The sequence below is a fragment of the Actinomadura parmotrematis genome (assembly GCF_019458805.1).
Lineage (GTDB): Bacteria > Actinomycetota > Actinomycetes > Streptosporangiales > Streptosporangiaceae > Spirillospora > Spirillospora parmotrematis.
The window spans coordinates 152,348-163,186 of sequence record NZ_JAIBOA010000018.1 but is presented as its reverse complement, the minus strand read 5'-3'; the positions used below and the strand labels follow the sequence as shown (position 1 = coordinate 163,186).

At 76.3% G+C, this 10,839-nt stretch carries 8 protein-coding genes and 1 pseudogene; 4 read left to right on the top strand and 5 right to left on the bottom strand.

Annotation, left to right across the window (positions count from 1 at the left end):
- The coding region (locus K1Y72_RS25930) for a nitrate- and nitrite sensing domain-containing protein (protein ID WP_220169070.1) at window positions 1–1,405 on the bottom strand (1,405 nt) is incomplete at its 3' end.
- Between the two features lie 113 nt (window positions 1,406–1,518).
- Here K1Y72_RS25930 and K1Y72_RS25925 point away from each other — a divergent pair.
- From K1Y72_RS25925 to K1Y72_RS25915, 3 genes are all read left to right on the top strand, one after another.
- Window positions 1,519–2,706 (top strand): extracellular solute-binding protein, encoded by a 1,188-nt coding sequence (locus tag K1Y72_RS25925; RefSeq protein WP_220169069.1) that lies wholly within the window; start codon window positions 1,519–1,521, stop codon window positions 2,704–2,706.
- A gap of 127 nt (window positions 2,707–2,833) precedes the next feature.
- A complete protein-coding gene (locus tag K1Y72_RS25920; RefSeq protein WP_220169068.1) occupies window positions 2,834–3,175 on the top strand; it encodes a YciI family protein in 342 nt (113 codons plus the stop codon).
- Between the two features lie 51 nt (window positions 3,176–3,226).
- A complete protein-coding gene (locus tag K1Y72_RS25915) occupies window positions 3,227–4,471 on the top strand; it encodes an RNA polymerase sigma factor (protein WP_220169067.1) in 1,245 nt (414 codons plus the stop codon).
- A 13-nt stretch (window positions 4,472–4,484) separates the two neighbouring features.
- On the opposite strand, the gene K1Y72_RS25910 is transcribed toward K1Y72_RS25915, so the two are convergent.
- Window positions 4,485–4,871, bottom strand: coding sequence for a hypothetical protein (locus K1Y72_RS25910; RefSeq protein ID WP_220169066.1), 387 nt, complete (start codon window positions 4,869–4,871; stop codon window positions 4,485–4,487).
- A gap of 89 nt (window positions 4,872–4,960) precedes the next feature.
- On the bottom strand, window positions 4,961–5,680 hold the full coding sequence (locus tag K1Y72_RS25905; protein WP_220169065.1) for an SDR family NAD(P)-dependent oxidoreductase: 720 nt from the start codon (window positions 5,678–5,680) through the stop codon (window positions 4,961–4,963).
- A 46-nt stretch (window positions 5,681–5,726) separates the two neighbouring features.
- On the opposite strand from K1Y72_RS25905, the gene K1Y72_RS25900 reads away from it, so the two are divergent.
- Window positions 5,727–6,293, top strand: a complete 567-nt coding sequence (locus K1Y72_RS25900) for a MarR family winged helix-turn-helix transcriptional regulator (protein WP_220169064.1) — start codon at window positions 5,727–5,729, stop codon at window positions 6,291–6,293.
- A 2-nt stretch (window positions 6,294–6,295) separates the two neighbouring features.
- Here K1Y72_RS25900 and K1Y72_RS25895 read toward each other — a convergent pair.
- Window positions 6,296–7,216 (bottom strand): annotated as a pseudogene (locus tag K1Y72_RS25895) (RNA polymerase sigma factor); the annotation flags it as partial.
- A 237-nt stretch (window positions 7,217–7,453) separates the two neighbouring features.
- Window positions 7,454–10,825, bottom strand: a complete 3,372-nt coding sequence (locus tag K1Y72_RS25890; RefSeq protein ID WP_220169063.1) for a pyruvate carboxylase — start codon at window positions 10,823–10,825, stop codon at window positions 7,454–7,456.
- Between the last annotated feature and the right edge of the window lie 14 nt (window positions 10,826–10,839).

The following is a 10,839-nucleotide window of genomic DNA, read 5'->3' as shown; positions in this document are numbered from 1 at the left end:
CGGCGCGGCGGCCGCCCCCGCCCGCCTCCGCGGCGGCGGCGCGGGCGACGTCGGCGAGCGCGGCGGGCGCCGCGCGGGCCCCGTCCGGCGCGCCGCCGGCGAGCACGACGAGCCCGGCGGCCTGGCGGCGCAGCCGGACGGCCAGCCGGCGGGCCTCGGCCACCTCGGGGTGGTCGGCGCGGGCGGCGAGCGCGTCCAGGACGGCGAGCTGGCCGCCCAGCAGAGCCTGGGCGCGGCGGGCGAGCTGCTCGTGCATGGCGTCGCCGGCGCGGCCCAGCTCGCGCTGCGCGGCGATCTCGTCGAGGACGGCGGCGCGGGCGGCGGCGAAGGCGTGCCCGGCCTGCGCGACCTCGCGGGTGCGCAGGGCGGGGGGCCGCCCGGTGCCCGCGAAGTCGAGCGCGGCGCGGCGCAGCCGGGCGAGGTCGGCGGTGACGGAGCGGGCGGTGCGGACGGCGAGGGCGAGCGTCGCGGCGAGCGCGGCGAGGCCGAGCGCGGCGGCGAGGACGAGGCGGGCGGTGATCTCGTCGGCGGCGGGGACGGCGCGGCGGCGCGCGGCGTTGGCGAGCTCCAGTTCCAGGCCGCGCAGCCGGGTCAGGGTGGTGTCGGCGGCGACGCGCCAGGGGGCGGGCCCGTCCCGGTGCAGGTCGCGGCCGCCGTAGCGGCGCTCCAGGGACTCCAGCCGCGCGTACTCGGGGGCGCCGGTGATGCGGGCCAGCCCGGCGCGCTCGGGCAGGCGCAGCTCGGGTGCGGCGATGTCGAGCAGGGACCGGCGCGTCCCGGCGAGCCCGGCGAGGGAGGTCTGCTCGGCGCGGGTCATCCGGCCGGCGGCGAGGACGCCCGACAGCAGCGCGTCCTCCTGCGACAGCGCCTCGCGGGCGCGGGCGAGGGCGACGAGGTCGCGCGCGTCGCGGGCGGCGCCGGCGTCGGGCGCCGTGGACAGCGAGCCCTGCAGGGCGCCGATCGCGGCGAGCGGCCCGCTGTAGTCGGCGAGGGTCTGGCCGCGGGTGGCGCGGCCGGTGTCCACGCCGGTGCGCTCGGCGGGCAGCGCCGCGATCTCGGCGAGCACCTGCCCGGCGAGCATCCGGGACGCGGGCGGGACGGCGCCGGGGGCGGCGCGGGCGCGGAACCGCTCGGCGCGGCCGTCGGTCTCCAGCCGGGCCGCCTCCAGGGCGGTGCGCGCGGCGGGCGTCCGGGCGCCGAGGTAGGCGGTGGACAGGCGCCGCTCCTCCTGGAGGGCGCTGCCGAGCAGCGCGGCGGGGGCGACCAGGCGGTCCTGGACGGCGGCGGCGCGGCGCAGCCGCTGCCCGTCGCCGAACGTGGTGGCGGCGGCGAACGTCCAGAGGGCGGTGAGCGACACCAGCGAGACGAGGACCAGCAGGACGACCTTGGAGCGGATGGTGCGCAAGCGGAGCCCCCGCTAGAACGAGACCACTGACACGCTGGAGACCTTACAGTCGAAAAAGCAGTTATAAGCGGTTCGCCGCGATCGTTGCGAATTGGTGGCCTACAATCCGCTACGTGATCCTCCGGACGCGCCCGGCGGCGCTCGCCCTCGCCGCGGCGGCCCTGCTGGCCGGCTGCCAGGCAGGCGCCGCCGACGACGGCGCCGGTGACGCCGGGGACGCCGAGGTGCCGCAGCTCGCGCAGCAGCAGGCGGTCGGCGCGGGCGAGGGCGTGCTGAACCTGGTGGCGCCGCCCGGGTACGCCGAGAGCACGCCCGCGAAGGGCCGGCCGCGCACCTGGGTGTCGGCGTTCAGCCGCGCGACCGGCTGCCGGGTCGTCGCGCGGACGGCGGGCTCGCCCGAGGTTCTCGTCGCGCTGCTGAAGACCGGCCGCTACGACGGCGCGGCCGTCGGCGGGGACATGGCGCTGCGGCTCGTCCACGACGGGGACGCCGCGCCGGTGAACACCGGGCTGGTGGCCGGGTACGCCGCCGTCTCGCCTTTCCTGAAAGGGCAGCCCTACAACTCGGTCAACGCCCAGCCCTACACCGTTCCCGCCACTTATGACGCCAATTATCTGCTTTATCGGACCGACCGTTTCTCGCGGCCGCCCGCGTCGTCGGCGGCGCTCTGGGACGCCGCCTCCCCCGCCGCCGGGAGCCTCGCGCTGCCCGACTCCCCGCTCGCCATCGCCGACGCCGCCCTCTACCTGCGGGCGCACCGGCCCGAGTTCGGCATCCGCGACCCGTTCGCGCTGAACGACGCGCAGTTCACCGCCGCCGTCTCGCTGCTGGCGCGGCGCCGCGCCGACGTCGCCCGGTTCTGGCGGCGCCCCCAGGACGTCCTCGCCGCCGTCCGGGCCGGGGACGTGCAGGCGGGCCTCGCCCCGGCGTCCGCCGTGGAGCGGGCGCGGGCGCTGCGGACGCCGGTCGCGTCGGCGATCCCGGCCGAGGGCGCGACGGGCTCGGCGGACGGCTGGATGGTGTCGGCCAAGGCGCGGCACCCCTCGTGCATGTACCGCTGGATGAGCTGGGTCACCGCGCCGAAGGTGCAGGCGCGGCTCGCGCGGCGGCTCGGGCGCGCCCCCGCCAACCCGCTGGCCTGCCGCTACGTCCCCCGCGGCTACTGCGCCGCGCGCCACGCCGGGGACGCGGCGTTCTACCAGCGGCTGTCGATGTGGCGGACGCCGATGCGGACGTGCGGGGAGGGGACCTGCGCCGACTACGCCCGCTGGGCCGAGGCCTGGGCCCGGATCAAGGGCTGACCTGCGGTTCCGCCGCCGCGAAAAGAAAACCGGAAAGATGTCGTGCCGCGTGTCGATCCCGGGTCCGCCCGCTCGACGCGCTGGTGAAGGCCGGGAACGGACCCGGCCGGACGAGCAGGAGGACGCGATGCGCTTCATGATGATGACCACGGCCGACCCGTCCGCTCCGCAGACGCCGCCGGACCCCGAGATGTTCGCCCAGATGGGCGCGTTCATCGAGGAGATGAGCCGGGCGGGCGTGCTGCTCGCCACCGGCGGCCTGGAGCCGGGCGGCACCCGCATCCGCTCCAAGGGCGGCAAGGCCGAGGTCGTGGACGGGCCCTTCACCGAGGCCAAGGAGGTCGTGGTCGGCTTCGCGCTGATCGAGACCGGCAGCCGCGAGGAGGCGATCGAGCTGTCCAAGCGGTTCTGGTCGATCGTCGGCGACGGCGCGGGCGTCATCCAGCAGGTCTTCGGCCCCGGCGACTGACGGCGGCCCGCGGCGCTTGCGCGGCGCGCCCCGTCCTGCTCTCATCTGCGGGTGAGTGCGAACGAGGCGCGCCGCCGCGTCGAGGCGGTCTGGCGGCTGGAGTCGGCCCGCATCATCGCGGGCCTCGCCCGGCTGGTCCGCGACGTCGGGCTGGCCGAGGAGCTGGCCCAGGACGCGCTGGTGCAGGCCCTGGAGCAGTGGCCCGAGACGGGCGTCCCGGACAACCCGGGCGCCTGGCTGACGGCGGTGGCGCGCCGCCGCGGCATCGACCGCATCCGCCGCGAGCAGACCTACGCCCGCAAGCTCACCGAGATCGGGCACCGGCTGGAGACCGCCGACGACACCGCCTTCGACGGCGTCCTCGACGAGGAGCCGATCGAGGACGACGTGCTGCGCCTGGTGTTCACCGCCTGCCATCCGGTGCTGCCGGTGCCGTCGCGGGTCGCGCTCACCCTGCGGATGATCGGCGGCCTGGCCACCGACGAGATCGCGCGCGCCTTCCTGGTCCCCGAGGCGACCGTCGCGCAGCGCATCGTCCGCGCGAAGAAGGCGCTCGCGGCGGCGGGCGTGCCGTTCGAGACGCCGGTCGGCGCCGACCGCGCCGCGCGCCTCGCCTCCGTCCTGGAGGTCCTCTACCTGGTCTTCAACGAGGGGTACGCGGCGACCGCCGGCGACGACCTGGTCCGCGCCGACCTCTGCCGGGAGGCGCTGCGCCTCGGCCGCGTCCTCGCCGGCCTCGCGCCGGGCGAGCCCGAGGTCCACGGGCTCGTCGCGCTGATGGAGGTGCAGGCGGCGCGGACCCGCGCCCGCACCGGCCCGGACGGGCGGCCCGTCCCGCTCGCCGAGCAGAACCGCGGCCAGTGGGACCGGCTGCTGATCCGGCGCGGCGTCGCGGCGCTGCTGCGCGCCCGCGGGCTCGGCGCGGCGCCCGGCCCGTACGTGCTGCAGGCCGCGATCGCGGTGACGCACGCGCAGGCGCCGAGCTTCGCCGAGACCGACTGGACGGCGATCGCGGGCCTGTACGAGCTGCTCGTCCGGGAGGCGCCGTCGCCGGTCGTGGAGCTGAACCGCGCGGTCGCCGTCGGCATGGCCCACGGCCCCGAACGCGGCCTGGAGATCGTCGACGGGCTCGCCGCCGACCTCGCCGGGTACCACCTGCTGCCGAGCGTCCGCGGCGACCTCCTGGCGCGCCTGGGACGCCACGACGAGGCCCGCGCGGAGTTCGCCCGCGCCGCCGAGCTCACCCGCAACCAGGCCGAGCGGCGCCTGCTGCTCGACCGCGCGGACGCGCCCTGACGCGCACGCCGGGTCAGCCGTATACGGCCAGCAGATAGAACCCCGCCGCGGCCGCGCCGAGCAGCGCCAGCGCCGTGAGAAGCCCCGCGACGAGCCGCGCCGCGCTCCGGCGCCGCTTGTAGCTGCGGCTCGGCGACCGCGGCCGGTCCAGCGGTTCGCCCGCCGGAACGTTCCCGGTGGGCGCGGGGACGTCGCGGCGCGGGCGGCGGACCGGCTCGGCGGGGCCGTCCGGCATCCCGTCGCCCCAGCCGAAGACCCGCTCGTCCTTGGGCACCTGCGCGAGCCCCTCGGCGTCCGGGCGCGCGAGCCACCCGGACGACCCGTCGATCGCCGGCCCGAAGATCGGCGGCAGCGGTTCGAGGCCGTCCCCGGGCACCTCGTCGCCGTGCCACCCGCTCACCGCACACCTCCCCTCGCCCGTAACGAGGGACGCTACCGCGCGCGCCCGGAAAATGGATCACCCGTTCCCGGCCGGAACCGACCGGGCGGTCACGACCCCAGGTACGCGCCCCCGTTGACGTGCAGGACCTGGCCGGTGATGTGCCCGGCGGCCGGGGAGGCCAGGAACGCGATCGCGGCGGCGACGTCGCCGGGGACGCCCGCCCGGCCCGTCGCGGTCTGCCCGACGAGCAGGGCGCGGCGCTCGCCGGTCATCGTCCCGGCGAAGAACCCGGTGTCCTCGATCAGGCCCGGCGCGACCGCGTTCGCGGTGATGCCGCGGCCGCCGAGCTCGAACGCCAGCCCGGCGGTCCAGGCGTGCAGGCCCGCCTTGGCGGCGCCGTAGGAGCCGCGCCCGCGCGCCGCGGCGATCGAGCTCAGCGAGATCACCCGGCCGCCGTCCGCGAGCCGGGGCTCCAGGGCGGTGGTGACGAGCACGGCGCTGACCAGGTTGGCCTCCAGGTTCGCCAGCCAGGCGGCGCGGACGCCGGCGAGCCCGGCCCGCTCGGGGGCGCCGATGTCGGTGTTGCCGCCGGCGTTGTTGACCAGCACGTCGACGCGGCCGGGCAGGTCGGCGAGGGCGGCCTCGACGGCCGCCGGGTCGGCCGCGTCGAACGCGACGGCGCGGGCGCCGATCGCGTCCGCCGCCTCCGTCAGCACCCCGGCCCGGCGGCCGGTGACGACGACGTCCAGCCCGTCGGCCGCCAGCCGTGCCGCGACCTCCCGGCCGATGCCGGTGCCGCCTCCGGTGACCACTGCGGTGCGTGCCATGCGCCCTCCTTGTTTAGGTCTAAACATCTACCGGTAGGCTAGCACCGTGAACCACGCCGAACGCAACTCCGGACGCGACCCCGACGCCGTCGAGGAGATCCAGCTCGCCTGGGCGCGCGAGCGCCCCGGCACCCCCGTCGGCTCGATCGGGGTGATCACGCGGGTGTGGCGGGCGGCCAAGCTGCTCGGCGACGACCGGCGCCGCACGCTCGCCCGGCTCGGCATCGACACCGCCACCCTGGACCTGCTGTCCACCCTGCGCCGGCACGGCCCGCCCTACGCGATGGCGCCCGCCGCGCTGCGCGACGCCGCCCTGCTGACGGCGGGCGCCGTCAGCCAGCGGGTGGCGCGCGCCGAGGCGGCGGGCCTGGTCGCCGTGGAGCGCGGCCCGCGCGGGCGCGCCTCGTCGGTCGCGCTGACCGGCGCGGGCCACGCCCTCATCGAGGACAGCGTGGACGGCCTGCTCCGGCACGAGGAGGAGCTGCTCGACCACCTGACCGAGGACGAGCGCGACCGGCTCGCCGAGCTGCTCCGCCTGCTGCTGGACGGCCTCGTGGAACGCCTCGGCGCCGACCCGCGTCCCGGGCAGGTCGGCGCCGACGACGCGGGCTGAGCTCAGCCGAGGAGGTCGGCGAGGGCGCGGCGGCAGGAGGGCTGGCGGAGCTTGTGCATGCCCTTGGACTCGATCTGGCGGATCCGCTCGCGGGTCACCCCGTACACCTGGCCGACCTGGTCGAGGGTCTTCGGCTCGCCGCCGCTCAGCCCGTACCGGAGGGAGATCACGCCGGCCTCGCGCTCGGTGAGGGTGCCGAGGACGGCGTCGAGCTGGCCGCGCAGCATCGACGACGACACCGCGTCCACCGGGTCGGGCGTCTCGGTGTCCTCGATGAAGTCGCCGAACTCGCCGCCGTCGCCCGCCTCGCCGACCGGGACGTGCAGCGAGATCGGCTCGCGGGACTGGCGCTGGAGCCGCTCCACCTTCTCGGCCGTGATGTCCAGCTCGACGGCGAGCTCCATCGAGTTGGGCTCGCGGCCGAGGTCCTGGGCGAGCTGGCGGCGCACCCGGTTCATCCGGTTGACCACCTCCGCCACGTGGGCGGGCAGCCGGATGGTGCGGCCCTGGTCGGCGAGCGACCGGGTCATCGCCTGCTTGATCCACCACACCGCGTAGGTGGAGAACTTCAGCCCCCGCTTGTGCTCGAACTTCTCCACCGCGCGGATCAGCCCGAGGTTGCCCTCCTGGATGAGGTCGATCAGCGGCAGCCCGCGCCCCGCGTACCGCTTGGCGAGCGACACCACCAGGCGCAGGTTCGCCTGGATCATGTGGTCCTTGGCCCGCGCGCCGTCGGCGGCGATCCACCGCAGGTCCTCGATGTCCTGGTCGCTGAGGCCGAGCACGCTCTCCAGCCGCTCGCGGGCGAAGAGACCGGCCTCGATGCGCTGCGCGAGGTCGACCTCCTGCTCGGCTGTCAGCAGCGGGGTCCGGCCGATCTGGGCGAGGTAGTCCTTGACCGGGTCGGTGGAACCGGTGCTGGCATTGCGGAAGGCGTTCAAGGGGGGTCCTTTTCCTCGTCCGGGTGGGGTGGCGGCGGGGCAGGCGGTCAGCCCGGCGCGGGTCTCCGGTCCCGGTGGAACGCGCAGGGCTGCATGGATCTCGTCGTTCCCAATCCCAGGCGCGCGCACACCCCCGCGTTCGCAGCGGATCGCCGCCGGACGCCCGAAATCCGGGCGGGCCCTCCGGGACGCTCCCGGAGGGCCCGCCGGACCCCTCCGTCAGGACACGACGAGCAGCAGATCGCCGGCCTGCACGGGCGTCGCCGCGGGGACGGCGAGGCGGGCGACGGTCCCGGCGACCGGCGAGGTGATCGCGGCCTCCATCTTCATCGCCTCGATGGTGGCGACGGTGTCGCCGGCCTCGACGCGGTCGCCCTTGGCGACCCGCAGCGTCACCGACCCGTCGAACGGCGCGGGGATGTGGCCGGGCTCGGCCGGGTCGGCGCGCTCGACCGGCGGCGCGTCCGACGTCGCGGACTTGTCGCGCACCGCCAGCGTCCGCAGCTGCCCGTTGACGGTGCAGATGACCTGCCGGACGCCCGCCTCGTCGAGGTCGCCGACGGCCTCCAGCGCGGCGAGGACCCGCACGCCGGGCTCCAGGTCGAACGCGACCTCGTCGCCGGTGCGCAGGCCGTACAGGAACGGGCCGGTCGGCAGGACCGACAGGTCGCCGAACGCGGCGCGCGTCTCGCGGTGGTCCTTGGCGGGGCCGGGGAACAGCAGCCGGTCGAGGGTGGCGCGGACCTCCGGTCCGGCGAGCGCCTTCTCCTCCTCCCCCGTCAGCTCGGCGCGCGGCGGGGTGTGCCTGCGCGCGCCGAGGGCGCGCTCGCGGAACGGCTCGGGCCAGCCGCCGGCCGGGTCGCCGAGCTCGCCCGCCAGGAACCCGATGACGCTGTCGGGGATGTCGTAGCGCTCGGGGTGCGCGGCGAAGTCCTCGGGGTCGGCGCCCGCCGCGACGAGGTGCAGGGCGAGGTCGCCGACGACCTTGCTGGACGGCGTCACCTTGACGAGGCGGCCGAGGATGCGGTCGGCGGCGGCGTAGAGCCGCTCGATCTCTTCGAAGCGGTCGCCGAGGCCGAGCGCGACGGCCTGCTGGCGCAGGTTGGACAGCTGCCCGCCGGGGATCTCGTGCCGGTAGACGCGGCCGGTCGGGGCGGGCAGGCCCATCTCGAACGGCGCGTACAGCCTCCGCACGGCCTCCCAGTAGGGCTCCATGGCGGTGAGCGCGTCCAGGTCGAGGCCGGTGGCGCGGCCGGTGAAGTCGGTGTGCGCGACGATCGCCTGGAGCGGCGGCTGGCTGGTGGTGCCCGACAGCGGCGACGCGGCGCCGTCCACCGCGTCCACCCCGGCCTCGATCGCGGCGAGGTAGGTGGCGAGCTGGCCGCCCGCGGTGTCGTGGGTGTGCAGGTGGACGGGCAGGTCGAAGCGCTCGCGCAGCGCGCCGACGAGGGTGCGGGCGGCGGGCGCCCGCAGCAGTCCCGCCATGTCCTTGACGCAGAGGACGTGGACGCCCGCCTCGACGAGCCGTTCGGCGAGCCGCAGGTAGTAGTCGAGGGTGTAGATCTTCTCGCCGGGCGAGGACAGGTCGCCGGTGTAGCAGAGGGTGCCCTCGGCGATCGCGTGGGTCTGCAGGACGGCGTCGATGGCGGGCCGCATCCGCTCGACGTCGTTCAGCGCGTCGAAAATACGGAAAATGTCGACGCCCGTGCGCGCGGCCTCGGCGACGAAGGCCCGCGCGACCGAGTCGGGGTAGGGGGTGTAGCCGACGGTGTTGCGGCCGCGCAGCAGCATCTGGATGCACAGGTTCGGCGCGGCCTCGCGGATGGCGCCGAGCCGCTCCCACGGCGATTCGCCGAGGAAGCGCAGCGCGACGTCGTAGGTCGCGCCGCCCCACGCCTCCAGCGACAGCAGCTGCGAGTGCGTGCGGGCGAGGTAGGGCGCGGCCTTGACGAGGTCGTAGGTGCGGACGCGCGTCGCCAGGAGCGACTGGTGGGCGTCGCGGAAGGTGGTGTCGGTGACGGCGAGCGCGTCCTGCTCGCGCAGCGCCTGCGCGAAGGCGCGCGGGCCGAGGGCGAGGAGGCGGTCCCGCGAGCCCTCGGGGACGGGGCCGTCCACCGCGACGTCCGGCAGCTTCGCGGCCGGGTCCAGGTGGGTCGGGGCGTCGCCGTGCGGCTTGTTGACCGTGACGTCGGCGAGGTAGGAGACGAGGCGGGTCGCTCGGTCGCCGCTGGAGCGGGCCGTCAGCAGCTCGGGGTGGTCGGCGATGTAGGAGGTGGTGACGCCGCCCGCGATGAAGTCGGGCTCGTCCAGCAGCGCTTGCAGGAACGGGATGTTGCTGGACACGCCGCGGATGCGGAACTCGGCGACGGCGCGGCGGGCGCGCCGCACGGCCTCCTCGAAGGTGCGGCCGCGGCAGGTCAGCTTCACCAGCAGCGAGTCGAAGTGCGGCGTGACGACGGCGCCGGCGTGCGTCGTGCCGGTGTCCAGGCGGACGCCCGCGCCGCCCGGCGACCGGTAGGCGGAGATCTTGCCGGTGTCGGGGCGGAAGCCGTTGGCGGGGTCCTCGGTGGTGATGCGGCACTGCACCGCGAACCCCGACACCGCGACGTCCTCCTGCGCGATGCCGAGGTCGGCGAGGGTCGCGCCGCCCGCGATGCGCAGCTGGCTCTGCACGAGGTCGATGCCGGTCACCTCCTCGGTGACGGTGTGCTCGACCTGGATGCGCGGGTTCATCTCGATGAACACGTGCGCGCCGCGGTCGTCCACGAGGAACTCCACGGTCCCGGCGTTGGCGTAGCCGATCTCGCGGGCGAACGCGACGGCGTCCGCGCAGAGCCGCTCGGTGATCGCGGCGTCCAGCCGGGGCGCCGGGGCGATCTCCACGACCTTCTGGTGGCGGCGCTGCACCGAGCAGTCGCGCTCGCGCAGGTGGACGGTGCGCCCAGTGCCGTCGGCGAGGACCTGCACCTCGATGTGGCGGGGCCGGTCCACCGCCTGCTCCAGGAAGACGGTCGCGTCGCCGAAGGCGCTCTCGGCCTCGCGGCGGGCGGTGTCGACGGCCGCCTCCAGGTCCTCGCGCCGGTCGACGCGCCGCAGGCCGCGGCCGCCGCCGCCCGCCGCCGCCTTGACGAACAGCGGGAACCCGACCTCGTCGGCGGCGGCGAGCTCCCCGCCCGGCTCGGGCGTGACCGAGCGGAGCACCGGAAGCCCGGCGCGGCGGGCCGCGGCGACCGCCTCGATCTTGTTGCCGGCCAGGCGGAGCGCGGCGGCGGGCGGCCCGACGAAGGTGATCCCGTTGCGCTCGCACGCCTCGGCCAGCTCGGGGCTCTCCGACAGGAACCCGTACCCGGGGTAGACGGCGTCGGCGCCGACGCGCAGCGCCGTCGCCACGATGCCGTCCACGTCGAGGTAGGCGCGCACGGGGTGGCCGCGCTCGCCGATCTCGTACGCCTCGTCGGCCTTCTGGCGGTGCAGCGAGAACCGGTCCTCGTGCGCGTAGACCGCGACGCTGGCGATGCCCAGCTCGTAGGCGGCGCGGAACGCGCGGACGGCGATCTCGCCTCGGTTGGCGACGAGCAGCTTTGTGATCACGGGGACCTCTCCCG